Annotated in this window: 15 protein-coding genes; 5 read left to right on the top strand and 10 right to left on the bottom strand. The window is 68.1% G+C overall.

What is annotated here, in order from left to right:
• Window positions 1-2 precede the first annotated feature (2 nt).
• Complete coding sequence (gene cbiM, locus EDC29_RS07300; RefSeq protein WP_132229169.1) at window positions 3-629, bottom strand: cobalt transporter CbiM; 627 nt, start codon at window positions 627-629, stop codon at window positions 3-5.
• A gap of 327 nt (window positions 630-956) precedes the next feature.
• On the opposite strand from cbiM, the gene EDC29_RS07295 reads away from it, so the two are divergent.
• The 3 genes from EDC29_RS07295 to EDC29_RS07285 are packed head-to-tail and all read left to right on the top strand — an operon-like array spanning window position 957 to window position 6,662.
• Window positions 957-2,885 (top strand): ATP-binding protein, encoded by a 1,929-nt coding sequence (locus tag EDC29_RS07295; protein ID WP_207301332.1) that lies wholly within the window; start codon window positions 957-959, stop codon window positions 2,883-2,885.
• On the top strand, window positions 2,882-3,313 hold the full coding sequence (locus tag EDC29_RS07290) for a response regulator (RefSeq protein ID WP_123140079.1): 432 nt from the start codon (window positions 2,882-2,884) through the stop codon (window positions 3,311-3,313). The genes EDC29_RS07295 and EDC29_RS07290 overlap by 4 nt, the downstream gene beginning before the upstream one ends.
• Before the next feature lie 4 nt (window positions 3,314-3,317).
• Complete coding sequence (locus EDC29_RS07285; protein WP_132229165.1) at window positions 3,318-6,662, top strand: EAL domain-containing protein; 3,345 nt, start codon at window positions 3,318-3,320, stop codon at window positions 6,660-6,662.
• Here EDC29_RS07285 and truD read toward each other — a convergent pair.
• The 7 genes from truD to EDC29_RS07250 all read right to left on the bottom strand — a co-directional run bounded on the left by truD (window position 6,659) and on the right by EDC29_RS07250 (window position 13,169).
• Complete coding sequence (gene truD / locus EDC29_RS07280) at window positions 6,659-7,720, bottom strand: tRNA pseudouridine(13) synthase TruD (protein WP_123140077.1); 1,062 nt, start codon at window positions 7,718-7,720, stop codon at window positions 6,659-6,661. The genes EDC29_RS07285 and truD overlap by 4 nt on opposite strands.
• Complete coding sequence (gene ispF / locus EDC29_RS07275) at window positions 7,717-8,187, bottom strand: 2-C-methyl-D-erythritol 2,4-cyclodiphosphate synthase (RefSeq protein WP_062275677.1); 471 nt, start codon at window positions 8,185-8,187, stop codon at window positions 7,717-7,719. Before ispF ends, truD begins: the two co-directional genes overlap by 4 nt.
• 70 nt (window positions 8,188-8,257) lie before the next feature.
• Window positions 8,258-8,968, bottom strand: coding sequence for a 2-C-methyl-D-erythritol 4-phosphate cytidylyltransferase (gene ispD, locus EDC29_RS07270; protein WP_132229163.1), 711 nt, complete (start codon window positions 8,966-8,968; stop codon window positions 8,258-8,260).
• A complete protein-coding gene (gene ftsB / locus EDC29_RS07265; protein WP_123140075.1) occupies window positions 8,965-9,261 on the bottom strand; it encodes a cell division protein FtsB in 297 nt (98 codons plus the stop codon). The genes ispD and ftsB overlap by 4 nt, the downstream gene beginning before the upstream one ends.
• A gap of 59 nt (window positions 9,262-9,320) precedes the next feature.
• Entirely contained in the window at window positions 9,321-10,598 is a 1,278-nt protein-coding gene (gene eno, locus EDC29_RS07260) for a phosphopyruvate hydratase (RefSeq protein WP_062275654.1), read from the bottom strand.
• Between the two features lie 79 nt (window positions 10,599-10,677).
• Window positions 10,678-11,526: a 3-deoxy-8-phosphooctulonate synthase gene (gene kdsA / locus EDC29_RS07255; RefSeq protein WP_123140074.1), complete on the bottom strand. Its 849-nt coding sequence runs from the start codon at window positions 11,524-11,526 to the stop codon at window positions 10,678-10,680.
• Window positions 11,526-13,169: a CTP synthase gene (locus EDC29_RS07250; RefSeq protein WP_190287899.1), complete on the bottom strand. Its 1,644-nt coding sequence runs from the start codon at window positions 13,167-13,169 to the stop codon at window positions 11,526-11,528. The genes kdsA and EDC29_RS07250 overlap by 1 nt, the downstream gene beginning before the upstream one ends.
• A 258-nt stretch (window positions 13,170-13,427) precedes the next feature.
• Here EDC29_RS07250 and EDC29_RS07245 point away from each other — a divergent pair, with 258 nt between their 5' ends.
• The gene (locus EDC29_RS07245) at window positions 13,428-13,841 is read left to right on the top strand and encodes a sulfur globule family protein (RefSeq protein ID WP_123140073.1); all 414 of its coding nucleotides are present in this window, start codon (window positions 13,428-13,430) and stop codon (window positions 13,839-13,841) included.
• 13 nt (window positions 13,842-13,854) lie between these two features.
• On the opposite strand, the gene EDC29_RS17265 is transcribed toward EDC29_RS07245, so the two are convergent.
• Complete coding sequence (locus EDC29_RS17265; RefSeq protein ID WP_165913445.1) at window positions 13,855-14,103, bottom strand: hypothetical protein; 249 nt, start codon at window positions 14,101-14,103, stop codon at window positions 13,855-13,857.
• On the opposite strand from EDC29_RS17265, the gene fnr reads away from it, so the two are divergent.
• Complete coding sequence (fnr, locus tag EDC29_RS07240) at window positions 14,045-14,803, top strand: fumarate/nitrate reduction transcriptional regulator Fnr (RefSeq protein ID WP_062275660.1); 759 nt, start codon at window positions 14,045-14,047, stop codon at window positions 14,801-14,803. The genes EDC29_RS17265 and fnr overlap by 59 nt on opposite strands.
• A 110-nt stretch (window positions 14,804-14,913) precedes the next feature.
• Here the strand turns inward: fnr and dnaQ are convergent, their stop codons facing one another.
• Window positions 14,914-15,645 (bottom strand): DNA polymerase III subunit epsilon, encoded by a 732-nt coding sequence (gene dnaQ / locus EDC29_RS07235; protein ID WP_132229161.1) that lies wholly within the window; start codon window positions 15,643-15,645, stop codon window positions 14,914-14,916.
• Between the last annotated feature and the right edge of the window lie 5 nt (window positions 15,646-15,650).

Raw genomic sequence — 15,650 nt, 5'->3', positions numbered from 1 at the left:
CCTCAGCAGGCGCGCGCCGGTCGCGCCAGCAGCTCGGGCCGAACCGTCCACAGCAGTCGCAGTGCCGCGGCCGTCACCACCGCCTCGATCAGCGCCACCGGCAGCTGCGCGATCAGCGCCAGACGGGCCGCCGCCCAGAACCCCTCGCCGCTGGCCGCCAGCGACCCGGCCACCAGCAACGCCGAGCCGGCGAAGGCGCCGGCCCCGACCAAGGCACCGAGCGGCATCACCCACCAGGACAGGGCAGCGGGGCGCAGCCGCGCCAACACGGCGCGGCCGGCCAGACCGAAGAGCAACGCCGGCAGCGCCAGATTGAGGGTATTGGCGCCGAGCACCGTCACCCCGCCATAGCCGAAGAACAGCGCCTGCAGCAGCAGGCCGACACAGATCGCGGGGAACACCGCCCAGCCGAGCAGCACGCCCATCAGCCCGGTCAGCAACAGGTGCGCACTGGTCGGTCCCAACGGGATATGAATCAGGGAGACGGAGAAGAAGGCAGCGGTGAGCAGCCCGGCGCGCGGGATGCTCGACTCGTCGAGCGCGCGCAGCCCGAGACCGACCCCGGCGAGCGCCAGGACACCGGAGCCGAGCAGGACCGGCATGGAGAGGACACCATCGACGATATGCATGAGAGGCTGGCAGCCCCGTTGAGCGATTGCAATGGATGAAAATAGTGTCGACGGTATCACCCCGTCAGCGCGCCAGTCCACCGGCGCCCTGTGCAAGGTGTGGATTATGCTAGTCGATAGCACTCCTGTCCCGAGGAAGCCATGCGTACCAAGCTCAGCAACGATCTTCGAGTCTCACCACCAACCAGGGCTCATCAGCACCACCGAGCCAAATCAATTGGTGGCCCAGCACACATCAACAACACCTGACTCATGGAGTCGCCGCCCCCCCCTGCCCCCCACGGCGCACCCCACCGCTGGCAACATCCGCTGGCGGTCGTGTTGGTGATGGCGCCGATTCTGGCGACCACGGGGTTGCTCGATCACTTCGCCACGGCCCACCGGCAGGAGCTCCTCCGTCACTCCGTCGTCGATCGCGTCTCGGCGCTGCGCGGCCGACTCGAGGGCATGCTGCAGAGCGACCTGCTACTCACCCGCGCACTGAGCGCCCTGATCGCCTCCCAGCCCGATCTCGACCAGACCGCCTTCACCGAGATCGTCACCGACCTCACCAAGCACCAACAGTTGCTGCGCAATGTCGCCGCAGCCCCCGACCTGGTGGTGAGGATGATCCACCCGCTCAACGGCAACGAAGCGGCGCTCGGACTCGACTACCGCAACCACCCGCAGCAGCGATTCGCTGCGCTACAGGCGATCGAGAGCGGCCAGACCGTGGTCGACGGCCCACTGCCCTTGATCCAGGGGGGCGTCGGGCTGATCGCCCGCACCCCGGTGTTCGTCGCCACCGCGCAAGGACCGGGGACCTGGGGAGTGGTTTCAGCGGTGATCGATGTCGAGCGACTCTACCGCGTCAGCGGCTTGACCGCAGCCAATACCGAGTTACGTCTCGGGCTGCGCGCTCGACACGAACACATCGCCCCACCACGGATGGTATTCGGCGATCCCGAGGTCTTTCGGCTCGCCCCGGTGACCGCGACGGTAGCTCTACCAGGGGTCACCTGGGAGCTTGCCGCCATTCCCACCGAGGGTTGGCACTCCTCGTCCTGGCCGAGCTGGCTGATTCGACTCGGCGGCATCATCACCGCGCTCGTGACCGGGGGACTACTGCACCTGCTGCTAAATAGCCGTCAGCGACGTGCCAACAGCGAGGCGCAACTGCGCGCCCTGCTCGACAACCTCCCCGACCTGGTGTGGCTGAAGGATCCGCACGGCGTCTATCTGATCTGCAACCCGCGCTTCGAGTCCTTCTTCGGTGCCCCCGAGCACGAGATCGTCGGCCGTACCGACGCCGATTTCGTCGCCCCGGAACAGGCAAGGTTCTTCCGCGAGAAGGATCAGGCCGCACTCGCCGCCGGTCGCGCCAGACGCAACGACGAGTGGATCACCTTCGCCAGCGACGGTCACCAAGAGCTTGCCGAGACCATCAAGACCCCGGTCTACGATGGCGCCGGGCGTCTCACCGGCGTCCTCGGCATCGCCCGCAACATCACCGAGCGCCAACGCCAGCAGGACGAGATCCGGCGGCTCAACGCCGAGCTCGAGTCACGGGTGGCGACCCGCACCGAGGAGTTGGCCGCGCTCAACCGCGAACTCGAGACCTTCACCTACTCCGTCTCCCACGACCTCAAGGCGCCGCTGCGCGGCATCGACGGCTACAGCCAGCTACTCCTTGAACAGCATGGCGCCGAACTCTCGCCCGAGGCCGCCACCTTCATCGCCAACATCCGCCGTGGCGTCGAGCAGATGCGCGCGCTGATCGACGACCTGTTGACCTACTCGCGGATGGAGCGCCAGGTGCTGACCGGACGCCGGGTCGAACTCGGCGGGGTGATCGAGATGGTGCTCGCCGAGCGACACGCGCTGATCGTCGAGCGCGACATCGAACTCGAGGTCGATGTCTCCGAACTCACCGTCAGGGCCGACCCCGACGGACTGCAGATCATCCTCCGCAACCTCGTCGACAACGCCATCAAGTTCAGCCGCGACGCGACCCCACGACCACGCATCCGGATCCTCGCCCGGGATCAGGGCAGGCGGGTGGTGATGGCGATCTCGGACAACGGTATCGGCTTCGACATGCGTTTCCACGACCGCCTGTTCGAGGTCTTCCAGCGCCTGCACCGCGCCGAGGACTATCCGGGCACCGGAGTCGGCCTGGGAATCGTACACAAGGCCGCCCAACGCATGGGGGCGCGGGTCTGGGCCGAGAGCGCTCCCGGGCATGGTGCAACCTTCTATCTGGAGCTATCACGATGAGTGCCGGACCGCACTGCTCGATGCTGCTGGTCGAGGACGACCCGGTCGATCTCGACTTCATACTGCGCGCGCTCACCCCCCACATCGACCCCGACTGGATCAGCGTCGCACGCGACGGCGAGGAGGTCCTGGCCAGGGTCGAGCACTGGGAGCGCGGCACCCAGCCCCCGCCGCAACTGATCCTGCTCGACCTCAAGCTGCCGGGGATCGACGGGCTCGAGGTTCTGAGACGACTGCGGCGCAGCGAGCCCGGGCGCCTGATCCCGGTGGTGGTGCTGACCTCGTCGGACGAGCCACGCGACATCCAGGCCGCCTATGACCTCGGCGCCAATTCCTATGTCGTCAAGCCGATCAACTACGAGCGCTTTCTCGAAGGTCTGCATCAGATCAATCGCTATTGGTGCTGCATCAACAGGCCCCCAAGCTAGGACCATGGACATCCTCTACGTCGAAGACGACGTCACCGACCTCGAGCTGACACGCCAGCGGCTGGCCCATTCGGCACCCCGGATCGGCGTCGATCATGCGGCAACGCTCGCCGAGGCCAGGGCGCGACTGCGCCACCCGGAGCGCTACCAGCTGGTGCTGCTCGATCTGGGGCTGCCGGATGGCTCGGGGCTGGAGCTACTCGACTGGATCCGTGAGCAGCACCTCCCCCTGGCCGTGGTCGTGCTCACCGGCGCGGGTGATACCGACAGTGCGGCCGGCGCGCTCCAGGCCGGCGCCGACGACTACCTGATCAAGGATGAGATCGAGGCCCGTGAACTCCCCGGTCGGCTCGCCCGCGCCTTGCGACGCTTCCGCAACGCCGAGGCGCGTCACGGACTCAGGCTGCGCGTCCTCTATGCCGAGCGCAACGCCGACGACGCCGACCTCACCGCCCGCCACCTCGCCCGTCACGCCCCCCACATCCACCTCACCCTGGTCGGCAGCGCCGAGGAGGCGCTCGACCAGCTACCGAGCACCACCGAGGACACCTCGATCTTCGACGTGCTGCTGCTCGACTACCGCCTCCCCGGTCTGGATGCGCTGGAGGCGCTCAAGCAGCTGCGCGACGACCGCGACTTCGCACTGCCGGTGGTGATCGTCTCCGGGCAAGGGGGCGAACGCGTGGTCGCGCGCGCGCTCCAGCTCGGGGTCGACGCCTATGTCCTCAAGCAGCCCGGCTACCTCCACCAGCTCACCGCCACGCTCGAACGCATCGCCCACCAGGCCGAACTGGCCCGCGAGCGTGCCGCACTGCGCCAGACCTCGACCCATCTCGGGCTGATGCTCGAGGCCAGTCCGGTGGTGCTCTACACCCTGGGCATCGACCAGCACCAGATACAGCCGACCTGGGTCAGCGACAACGTCACCGCACTGCTCGGCTTCACCCGCCACCAGGCCTTGCACCCCGCCTGGTGGCGTGGCCAGCTCCACCCCGACGACCGGGAGCAGGCCTGTCGCGCGATGGACCAACTCGTCACCCTGGGGCAGTTGCGGCACCAGTACCGGTTCTTCGATCATGCCGGAGACGTACACTGGATCGAGGATGAGCTGCGCGTACTACGCCATGACAACGAAGCCCGCACCGAGGTGATCGGCGCCTGGCGTGATATCAGCGACAGCAAACGCGCCGAACACTTCCGCGAGACCCGCATGACGGTACTCGATGGCCTGCTCAACGAGCGCGGCCTGCCCGAGCTGCTCGGCGAGATCGCCACCCGGCTCGAGCAGGTCGACCACCGGCTGCGGGTCTCGGTACTGGTTCGCGCTCCGCTCGACACGCGCCTGCGTACCTGTGCCGCGCCGCGGCTCGCCCCCCAGTTCAACGCAGCACTCGACGACTGCGCCCCGGAGCAGGCGCCTTTCGCCACGGCACTCCACGACGCCCATCCGACGCTGGTCGCCGACATCAGCACGCACCCCAGTTGGCGAAGCTGCCTCGAACAGGCCCAGGCGGCGGGGCTGCGCGCCTGCTGGTCCTTCCCCTTTCACGACGACACCGGCGAGGCGCTGGGCATACTCGCCGTCTATCGCTCCACCCCCGGCCTGCCCGATGCCGCCACCCAGGTGCATATCGCCGAGTTCGCCCAGCTCGCCGCGCTGGCGGTCACCCGTGCGCGCACCGCCAACGCGCTACGCCAATCGGCCGCGGTCCTGGCGAGCGCCCACGAGGGCGTGGTGATCACCGATCTCAGCCCCCGGATCCTGTCGATCAACCCGGCCTATACCCAGATCACCGGCTACAGCGCCGCGGAGGTCATCGGTCGCAATCCCAGCCTGTTGCGCTCCGAGCGTCAGGGACGCGCCTTCTACCAACAACTGTGGGCCAGCCTGCTCGAACACGGACACTGGCAAGGCGAGATCTGGAACCGCACCAAGAGCGGCGAGGTGCGCCCCGTGCTGCTGTCGATCAGCCTGGTCACCGACACCGCCGGCAACCCCGAGCGGTATGTCGGGGTGATGACCGATCTCAGCCAGCTCAGGCACTCGGAGGCGGCACGCGAACGCCTGGCGCACTTCGACCCGCTCACCGGGCTCCCCAACCGGCTGCTGCTGCAATCACGACTCAGCCACGCCCTCGAGCGCGCGCAGCGTCATCGTCACCACATCGCCGTGCTGCTGATCGATCTCGACCGCTTCAAGCACATCAACAACAGCCTCGGCCATCCCGCCGGCGACAACCTGCTCGAACGCCTGGCGCAACGCTTCGCGACCCGGCTGCGCGAGGGCGACACCCTCGGGCGGCTCGGCGGCGACGAGTTCCTGCTGGTGCTCGAACGGCTGCACCAGCCGCGCCAGGCGGCGAGCGTCGCCCGCGACCTGCTCGAGCTGTTGCGACGGCCGCTCACCCTGCCCGGCAACCACGAGGTCCATGTCGGCGCCAGCATCGGCATCGGGGTCTATCCACAGGACGGCTGCTCGGCCAGCGAGCTGATCCAGCACGCCGAGGTCGCGCTCTATCAGGTCAAGGCGCAGGGACGCGGCAGCTATGGCTTCCATACCCCGGAGTTGAGCGCCCAGGCCGCCGAGCGACTCGAGTTGGAGGCGCGACTGCACCATGCACTGGGAAACGAGGAGTTCCTGCTGCACTTCCAGCCGCAGCTCGACTGTGTCAGCGGCGCGCTGGTCGGCTGCGAGGCACTGGTGCGGTGGAACACGCCCGACCAGGGGCTGATCGCGCCGACGCGCTTCATCCCCCTGGCCGAGGAGACCGGACTGATCCTGCAACTCGGCGACTGGGTGCTGCACACCGCCTGCCGTCAGGGGATGCGCTGGCTCGACGCCGGGCTGGTGCTCGAGACCATCGCGGTCAACCTCTCGGCGCGCCAGCTGCTGCAGCCCGACTGTGTCGGTCGCATCGAGCAGGCGCTCAGCGCGACCGGCTGGCCGGCGCACCGGCTCAAGCTCGAACTCACCGAGAGCATGCTGATGGGAGGCGACGAGACCGAGCAGTGCCTCCAGGCACTGCGCGCGCTCGGCATCCGTCTGTCGATCGACGACTTCGGCACCGGCTACTCGTCGCTGGCCTATCTGCGTCGCTTCGCCATCGACGAACTCAAGATCGACCGCAGCTTCGTGCGCGACATCCCGGCACAGCGCGACGACATGGAGATCGCCGCCACCATCATCGCGATGGCGCGCAACCTGAAACTGCGCGTGGTCGCCGAGGGCGTCGAGACCGAGGCGCAGCTGGAGTTCCTGCGCGAGCGGGGATGCGAGGCCTATCAAGGCTATCTGTGCGCGCCGCCGCTCACCCCGGAGGCCTTCGTCGCACGCTTCGGGCCGCGCTAAGCGGCGTCGTTCCAGTCATCGAGCAGCTCGCGCAGCACCGCGGTGGCATAGGCCCCGGCGGGCAACTCGAAGGCAAGGCGCACGCCGCCGTCGACCTGTTCGGCGACGAGATCGAACACCGGCAGACGCAGCGCGCGCCGCTCCTGCGCCAGCCCCGCCGCGGCCAGCCCCTCGGGCCAGCCGGGGAAGGCCGCGGCCACCGCCTGCTCACGTGCCAGCACCGCGTCCCGGCTCGGCGGCGCACCCTCGCCCCACAGCGGGCCGGTGGGGTGTACGTCGAGTCGGGCACAGCGCGTCAGCAGCGTTTCATCGACGGCCTCGACGGCGAAGTGCGAGTTACAGCCGTCGAGCTGCATGCGATCCCCGGCGAGCGGCCGATCCCAGCAGGCGTCGGCCACCCGTCCGGCGAGCACCTCGTTGAACAGCTGCGAGCGCGCCGCCGACAGCCACAGACCGCGGACATGACGCGAGACCCGGGGCACCGGCGCCCCGCTGAACAGCGCATGGGCCTGAACGAGGTTGCCGCCATCGCGCCCGAAGCGCTGCTCGCCGAAATAGTTGGGCACGCCGCGCGCACCGATCACCGCGATCCGCTCGGCCAGGGCCTCGGGGGCGGGGGCGAGGTCGCGCACCAGGAGACGGAAGCGATTGCCGATCAGCGCGCCGCGACGCAGCTTGCGCCGATGGGCGTGGACCTCAAGCACCTCGATGCCGTCGGCGGCGAGCACCGACCAGTCGGGCTCGCCGGCACGCGGGCGCGGCAGCGAGAACCACTGCCAGGTGACCGCGTGACGGTCCTTGAGCCCGGCATAGCCGACCGCCGAGACCGCCACCCCGGCGCAAGCGGCCAGCCGCCGCGCCGCCCACTCGGTATTGGCCTCGCGCTTGCGCACCCACAGCAGCAGGTGCTCGCCGTCGTCGTCGGGGTCGAAGGCGAGCCGCTCCTCGACCTGGAAGTCCTCCGGCTCGACCCGCAGCCGGCCGCGCCCGAGCGGCGCGCCATGGGCGCGCGGCAACCGCGCGAAGGGGATGTGCCCGGGCAGCGGCGGCTGGTTCATTCGACCAACAGCACCGAGGCCGAGGCGGCGATGCCCTCGCCGCGACCGGTGAAGCCCATCTGTTCCATGGTGGTGGCCTTGACGTTGACCCGCGCCGGATCGCACTGCAGGTCCCCGGCGAGCACCTCGCGCATGGTGTCGATATAGGGGGCGAGCTTGGGCTGCTGGGCGATCAGCGTCATGTCGGCGTTGTGCACCCGCAGGCCGCGCTCGTGCAGGCTGGCGATCACCCGACGCAGCAGGATGCGGCTGTCGATCCCGGCATAGGCCTGATCGTTGTCGGGGAAGTGACGGCCGATGTCGCCGAGCCCGGCGGCGCCGAGCAGGGCGTCGCACAGCGCGTGGATCAGCACGTCGCCGTCGGAGTGGGCGGTCAGTCCCAGCTCGTGGGGGATCTCCACACCGCCGAGCACCAGTCGGCATCCGGGGGCGAAACGATGGGCATCGAAACCCTGACCAATCAACATGGAGCGCATTCTCCGAAGGCAGATTGAAGGAAACCGGGACGCGTCCCTCGCCCCGGTGCAGCGGCGGGCCTCAGTCGAGGCGACCCTGCTGCTGCAGATGGAAGCGGGCGAGCGCCAGATCCTCGGGACGGGTGATCTTGAGGTTGTCCGACTGCCCCTCGAGCAGCCGCGGGGCCTGCCCCAGACGCTCGATCGCCGAGGCCTCGTCGGTGACCAGCGCGCCCTCGGCGAGCGCCTGGCGCAGCGCCTGACGCAGCGTCCCGAGGCGGAACATCTGCGGGGTGAAGGCGTGCCACAGGGCGCTGCGCTCGACGGTGGTCTCGATCCGTCCCTCGGTCCCGGCACGCTTCATGGTGTCGCGCACCTGCACCGCGAGGATGCCGCCGACCGGATCATCGGCCAGCTCGTCGAGCATGGCGTCGAGATCCGAGCGACGCAGGCAGGGGCGCGCGGCATCGTGCACCAACGCCCAGTCGTCGGCGGCGGCGTGCGCGCTCAGCGCCTCGAGCCCGTTGAGTACCGAGTTGCAGCGTTCGGCGCCGCCCGGCGCGCGGATCACCCGGGGATGGGTGGCGTAGCGGGTCTCCGGCCAATAGGGGTCGGCGGGGTCGACGGCGACCACCACCCCGGCGATGGCGGGGTGGTCGATGAAGCACTCGAGGGTGTGCTCGATCACCGGTCGGCCGGCGAGTTCGAGGTATTGCTTGGGGATGGCGCTCCCCATCCGTCGGCCGACGCCGGCGGCGGGGATCACCGCCCAGAAGGCGGGTGTGGCGGTCAATGCGGGGGCTCCTCGGAGCGGCGAGGTTCGATCACCTGCAGGAAGGTCTCTCCGGGCCGGATCATGCCGAGCTCGGCGCGGGCACGCTCCTCGAGCGCCTCGAGCCCGCTGCCGAGATCGACCACCTCGGCGCGCAGCTTGGCGTTGCGCGCACCGAGACGCTCGAGCTCGCCGCGCTGCGCGGCGATCTCCTGGCGCAGCGCGGCGAGTTCGGCCTGACTCCCCTCACCGACCCACAGCCGGTAGTGGAGCGCCAACAGCACGAACACCAGCAACGCGATCAGCAGGCGCATGGATGAGGTGCTCGAGAACGGTGGCCCGGAGCAGGCTCAGCGACGACCAGGATCGTCGCTCACAGCCACTTGAAGGCGTCGCGACCGGCGTAGACGGCCTCGTCGCCGAGCTGGTCCTCGATGCGCATCAGCTGGTTGTACTTGGCGATGCGATCGGAGCGCGACAGCGAGCCGGTCTTGATCTGACCGGTGCCGGCGGCGACCACCAGGTCGGCGATGGTGGTGTCCTCGGTCTCGCCGGAGCGGTGCGAGACCACCGCGGTATAACCGGCGGCGTGCGCCATGGCGATCGCCTCGAGGGTCTCGGTGAGGGTGCCGATCTGGTTGACCTTGATCAGGATCGAGTTGGCGATGCCCTTGTCGATGCCCTCGCGCAGGATCTTGGTGTTGGTGACGAAGAGGTCGTCGCCGACGATCTGCACCCGCGCACCGAGACGCTCGGTGAGCGTCTTCCAGCCGTCCCAGTCACCCTCGGCCAGGCCGTCCTCGATGCTGAGGATCGGGTAGCGATCGACCCAGGACTCGAGCAGGTCGACCATGCCCTCGGCGTCGAGGGTGCGGCCCTCGCCCTTGAGGTGGTACTGGCCGTCCTCGTAGAACTCGGAGGCGGCGACGTCGAGCGCCAGGAAGATGTCCTCACCGGCCTTGTAGCCGGCCTTCTCGATCGCCTCGAGGATGACCTCGATGGCCGCCTCGTTGGACTCCAGGTCGGGGGCGAAACCACCCTCGTCGCCAACGCTGGTGGCCAGGCCACGGGCGTGCAGCACCGACTTGAGCGCGTGGAAGACCTCGGCGCCGTAGCGCACCGCCTCGCGGATGCTCGTGGCACCCACCGGCATGATCATGAACTCCTGGAAGTCGACGCTGTTGTCGGCGTGCTCGCCGCCGTTGATGATGTTCATCATAGGCACCGGCAGGCGGTAGGGACCGCTCGAGATCGAGCGGAACAGCGCCACGGCCTTCTCCTGCGCGGCGGCATGGGCGTTGGCCAGCGACACCCCGAGCAGGGCGTTGGCGCCGAGCCGGCCCTTGTTGTCGGTACCGTCGAGCTCGATCATGCGGCGATCGAGCGCCTGCTGGTCGAGCACGTCCATGCCGATCAGCGCCTCGCGCAACTCGCCCTGGATGTTGGCCACCGCGGTGCGCACACCCTTGCCGCAGAAGCGCTCGGCCTCGCCGTCGCGCAGCTCCAGCGCCTCGCGCGAGCCGGTGGAGGCGCCCGAGGGCACGATGGCGCGACCGATGGCACCATCGGCGGTGATCACATCGGCCTCGACGGTCGGGTTACCCCGGGAGTCCAGTACCTCGCGGGCACGGACGTCGACGATCTCGGACATGCTTCGATTCTCCTCAGAAATTAGGGTCGATGATGAATTCTGGGATGTCTGGCGCGCGCCAGGTCTGACGCGGGCCCCTTCAACTCGACGACTCGGACCCGCTCTGCTCGATCAGACCACTGCGCTTGACCGTGCGGTCGAGCTCGACCAGGGTCTCGAGCAGCGCCTGCATCCGTCCCAGCGGCCAGGCGTTGGGACCGTCACTGAGCGCCTGATCGGGGTCCGGGTGGGTCTCCATGAACAGCCCGGAGACGCCGGCGGCGACCGCCGCGCGCGCCAGCACCGGCACGAACTCGCGCTGACCGCCCGAACTCGTGCCCTGGCCGCCGGGCAGCTGCACCGAGTGAGTGGCGTCGAACACCACCGGGCACCCGGTCTCGCGCATCACCGCCAGCGCGCGCATGTCCGAGACCAGGTTGTTGTAGCCGAAGGAGACGCCGCGCTCGCAGACCATGATCTGCTGGTTGCCGGTGTCACGGGCCTTGTCGACCACGTGCTTCATGTCCCAGGGGGCGAGGAACTGCCCCTTCTTGAGATTGACCGGCTTGCCCTGCGCGGCCACGGCGCGGATGAAGTTGGTCTGACGGCAGAGGAAGGCGGGGGTCTGGAGCACGTCGACCACCGCCGCGACCTCGTCGAGCGGGGTGTCCTCGTGCACGTCGGTGAGCACCGCCACGCCGATGCGCTGGCGCACCGCCTCGAGGATCTGCAGACCACGCTCGATGCCCGGGCCGCGGAAGCTGCCGAGCGAGGAGCGGTTGGCCTTGTCGAAGGAGGACTTGTAGACGAAGGGGATGCCGAGCGCGTCGGTGATCTCCTTGAGCCGTCCGGCCGTCTCCTCGGCCAGCCCCGCGCTCTCGATCACGCAGGGGCCGGCGATGAGGAACAGTGGCCGGTCGAGTCCGACCTCGAAGTGCGCCAGGCGCATCAGTCGTCCTGCCCGCCGGTGAGCTGGCGCTGCTTGAGCGCCGCCTCGACGAAGCCACGGAACAGCGGGTGGCCGTCACGCGGGGTCGAGGTGAACTCGGGGTGGAACTGGCAGGCGATGAACCAGGGGTGGTCGGGGATCTCGACGATCTCGACCAGCCGGTTGTCGAGCGACCAGCCGGAGAAACGCATCCCCGCGTCCTTCATCTGGTTGAGGTAGCGGTTGTTGAACTCGTAGCGGTGACGATGACGCTCGCGCACCTGCGGCTCGCCGTAGACGCTGCGCGCCAGGCTGCCCGGCTCGAGCCGGCAGTTCTGACCGCCGAGACGCATGGTACCGCCGAGGTCGCCGTCGGCGTCGCGGGTCTCGACCCGCCCCTGGTCGTCGCGCCACTCGGTGATCAGGCCGATCACCGGATGCGGGGTCTTGGGATCGAACTCGGTGCTGTGCGCGCCCTCGAGACCGACCAGATCGCGGGCGTACTCGATCACCGCCACCTGCATGCCGAGACAGATGCCGAGATAGGGCACGCGGTTCTCGCGGGCATAGCGCACCGTGGCGATCTTGCCCTCGACGCCGCGCTCGCCGAAGCCGCCCGGGACGAGGATGGCGTCGAGCCCCTCGAGACAGGCGGTGCCCTCGCGCTCGACCTGCTCGGAGTCGACATAGACCACCTCGACCTTGGTCGAGGTGTGCACTCCGGCGTGGGCCAGCGACTCGGAGAGCGACTTGTAGGCCTCGGTCAGGTCCATGTACTTGCCGACCATGCCGATGCGCACCGCGTGCTCGGGCTTGTCGAAGCCGTCGAGTACCCGATCCCACTCGCTGAGGTCGGCCTCGGGCACGTCGAGCTGGAACTGGCGCACCACCAGGGCGTCGAGTTCCTGGGCGTGGAGCAGACGCGGGATGCGGTAGATGTTGTCGGCGTCGATCGCCGAGATCACCGCCGCCACGTCGACATTGGTGAACAGCGCGATCTTGCGCCGCTCGTCCTCCGGCAGCAGATGCTCGGCGCGACACAGCAGGATGTCGGGCTGGATGCCGATCGAGCGCAGCTCCTTGACCGAGTGTTGGGTCGGCTTGGTCTTGATCTCGCCGGCGGTGCGGATATAGGGCACCAGGGTGAGATGCATGAACATCGCGTTCTCGCGACCCTCCTCGACGCGCATCTGACGGATCGCCTCGAGGAAGGGCAGCGACTCGATGTCGCCGACGGTGCCGCCGATCTCGACCATCGCGATATCGGCGCCCTCGGCGCCGAGCCGGATGCTCTGCTTGATCTCGTCGGTGATGTGCGGGATGACCTGCACGGTGCGGCCCAGATACTCGCCGCGGCGCTCCTTGCGCAGCACGCTCTCGTAGATCTGGCCGGTGGTGAAGTTGTTGTTGCGACCCATGCGGGTGCGCAGGAAACGCTCATAGTGGCCCAGATCGAGATCGGTCTCGGCCCCATCATCGGTCACGTAGACCTCACCGTGCTGAAACGGGCTCATGGTGCCCGGATCGACGTTGATGTAGGGGTCGAGCTTGATCATCGTGACCTTCAGGCCACGCGCCTCGAGGAGTGCGCCGAGCGATGCCGAGGAAATGCCTTTTCCCAGCGATGAGACAACACCGCCGGTGATGAAAATATACTTTGTCATATGGAAGCAGGAGGGAGTCGAGGGCGGTCGCCCGAATGCCCGGACAAACTACCAAAATCGCGTGCTCGGCTCAATCCGCGGCGCATCATGGGTTGCCGAGTCCGACCCGACGTACACGATTCGCCACCCCGTCGCCTTCACAAAGCCAGGCGTGCCGCGTATATTCCGCTTGCGCCTCGTCTCGCAGACCGACGCGCCCCTCCGCCCCGGCGGGCGGACCACAACGGCTGAAGCATTTCAATAGTCAGGAGTGGCAATATGCATAAGCTTGCGAAAGTGATCGGTATCGCTGCCATCACCGGTACCGCTGCCTTCTCGATGAACACCGCCCAGGCATGGTGGGGCGGCCCCGGCTGGGGTGGCTACGGCCCCGGCTACGGCTCCGGCTGGGGTGACTGGTTCAACGACATGTTCGGAGACGGCTGGGGCGACTTCAACATGAACATGAGCGGCGGCGGGCGCGGCTGGGGCCGCGGGCGCGGCTGGGGCCGTGGCTACGGCTATGGCTACGACTACCCCTACTACGGCGGTTACGGCCCCTACGGCTATGGCGCACCTTACGGCTACGGCGCACCCTACGGCTACGGCGCGCCTTACTACGGTGGCGTCCCCTATGCGCCCTACGGCGCACCGGCCGCGCCGGCAGCCCCTGCGGAGAGCGGCTCCAAGTAATCCGCAGCTGCGCTCAGCGCAGCGCCGACAAGAAGCCGCGCCAGTCCTGGCGCGGTTTTTTTGTGGGTAATCGTCGCCATGACGAGTACGCCGACACGTTAACCGGCTTGTAATCCAGGATGGTTCCGGTTAAAAAAGAAGATATTTGATCCAGATCAATACGACCACTCATTCCGGGTGAGTCGGCGGAAAGGTGTGTTGTCGTGAGCCAGCGAAAAGTGGTTTCGTTAGAGACGATTCGGGTCGCATGCAAGAATTGCACGCTCTCATCCCTGTGTCTGCCCATGGGGCTGACACAGGAGGACGTCGAGCGCCTCGACGACATCGTCAAGCGCACCCGACCGCTCCATCGGGGGGATTTCCTGTTTCGCGACGGAGATCGTTTCCGTTCGCTCTACGTGGTCAAGACCGGCTCGGTGAAGACCTTCGCCCCCAGCCCCGAGGGCGGCGAGCAGGTACTCGGTTTTCACCTGCCCGGCGAGATCATCGGTCTCGACGCCATCGACAAGGATGAGCACGCCTGTTCGGCCAAGGTGCTCGAGACCTCGGCGATCTGCGAGATCCCCTTCCAGCGACTCGAGGAGCTCACCTGCTCCATCCCCAGTCTGCAGCATCAGATGTACCGGCTGCTGAGCAAGGAGATCGGTCACGACACCGACATGCTGCTGCTGCTCGGCAAGAAGAACGCCGAGGAGCGTCTCGCCGCCTTCCTGCTCAGCCTCTCGCAGCGCCTGCACAAACGCGGGCTCTCGCCCTCCGACTTCTATCTCAGCATGTCGCGCCACGAGATCGGCAACTATCTCGGGCTCGCGGTGGAGACCGTCAGCCGGCTGTTCACCCGCTTCCAGGACGACGGCCTGATGCGCGTCGACCGCAAGCACATCGAACTGCTCGACCTGCCCGCGCTCGAGGCGCTGGTCGGCGGCAACGGTCAGGGCCGACGCCAGAACCAGCAGCGCTGAGCGCACTGGAGCGACCGAGTCCGCCTACCCTCAGGCGCGCGCGGACCGCTCCACTGAGACGCGAGCGGGGGTGAGCGCAACTCACGCCCCGGCACACGGAACACCGCCGCTCAACCCGGCTCGCGCAACCACAGACAGCCCTCGGCACTCGCCTTGTCGATCGCCTCGAGCCGCGCCGCATGCGCCCCGAGCGCGCGCTCATCGGCCCGCACCACCCGCAACGGCGGGCGCTCGGCGCTGATCCGGCCGTGCTCCCCGGTCGCGCCCTGAGCGCCCTCGCCCGCCGTCTCGACCTCGCCGAGCCCGAGCTTCACCTGCCCACCGGTCATCGCCAGATAAACATCGGCGAGGATCTCGGCGTCGAGCAGGGCGCCGTGCAGGTCGCGCTGCGAGTTGTCGACGTCGTAGCGCTTGCACAGCGCATCGAGGCTGTTGCGCTGTCCCGGATGGAGGCGGCGCGCCATCATCAGGGTATCGGTGACCGAGCACAGCGCTTCGATACGCGGCGCCTCCGGCTGCCACAGCCGCAGCTCGTGGTCGAGGAACCCGACATCGAACGCGGCGTTATGGATGATCAGCTCGGCGCCGCGCACATAGTCGAGAAAGGCCTCGGCCAGCTCGCCGAAGCGCGGCTTGTCGGCGAGAAAGTCGTTGGTGATGCCGTGCACCTCGACCGCGCCGGCATCGATCTCGCGATCGGGCTGGATATAGCAATGGAAGTTGTTGCGGGTCAGGCGTCGGTCGACCAGCTCCACACAGCCGATCTCGATGATGCGATGCCCGTCCTGCGGGTCGAGACCCGTGGTCTCGGTATCGAGCACGATCTGACGTGTCTGCTGCATGGCCA

Origin of the sequence: Marichromatium gracile (assembly GCF_004343155.1) — a bacterium.
GTDB lineage: Bacteria > Pseudomonadota > Gammaproteobacteria > Chromatiales > Chromatiaceae > Marichromatium > Marichromatium gracile.
This window is presented reverse-complemented; position numbering and strand designations above follow the sequence as displayed.

Excerpts from the sequence above, each read along its gene's own strand:
- dnaQ (WP_132229161.1), bottom strand. The coding sequence starts at position 15,645 with ATGCAGCAGACACGTCAGATCGTGCTCGATACCGAGACCACGGGTCTC.
- kdsA (WP_123140074.1), bottom strand. The coding sequence starts at position 11,526 with ATGCGCCTGGCGCACTTCGAGGTCGGACTCGACCGGCCACTGTTCCTC.
- ftsB (WP_123140075.1), bottom strand. The coding sequence starts at position 9,261 with ATGCGCCTGCTGATCGCGTTGCTGGTGTTCGTGCTGTTGGCGCTCCAC.
- EDC29_RS07285 (WP_132229165.1), top strand. The coding sequence starts at position 3,318 with ATGGACATCCTCTACGTCGAAGACGACGTCACCGACCTCGAGCTGACA.
- EDC29_RS07250 (WP_190287899.1), bottom strand. The coding sequence starts at position 13,169 with ATGACAAAGTATATTTTCATCACCGGCGGTGTTGTCTCATCGCTGGGA.
- EDC29_RS07295 (WP_207301332.1), top strand. The coding sequence starts at position 957 with ATGGCGCCGATTCTGGCGACCACGGGGTTGCTCGATCACTTCGCCACG.
- EDC29_RS07245 (WP_123140073.1), top strand. The coding sequence starts at position 13,428 with ATGCATAAGCTTGCGAAAGTGATCGGTATCGCTGCCATCACCGGTACC.
- cbiM (WP_132229169.1), bottom strand. The coding sequence starts at position 629 with ATGCATATCGTCGATGGTGTCCTCTCCATGCCGGTCCTGCTCGGCTCC.
- ispF (WP_062275677.1), bottom strand. The coding sequence starts at position 8,187 with ATGTTGATTGGTCAGGGTTTCGATGCCCATCGTTTCGCCCCCGGATGC.
- eno (WP_062275654.1), bottom strand. The coding sequence starts at position 10,598 with ATGTCCGAGATCGTCGACGTCCGTGCCCGCGAGGTACTGGACTCCCGG.
- truD (WP_123140077.1), bottom strand. The coding sequence starts at position 7,720 with ATGAACCAGCCGCCGCTGCCCGGGCACATCCCCTTCGCGCGGTTGCCG.
- EDC29_RS07290 (WP_123140079.1), top strand. The coding sequence starts at position 2,882 with ATGAGTGCCGGACCGCACTGCTCGATGCTGCTGGTCGAGGACGACCCG.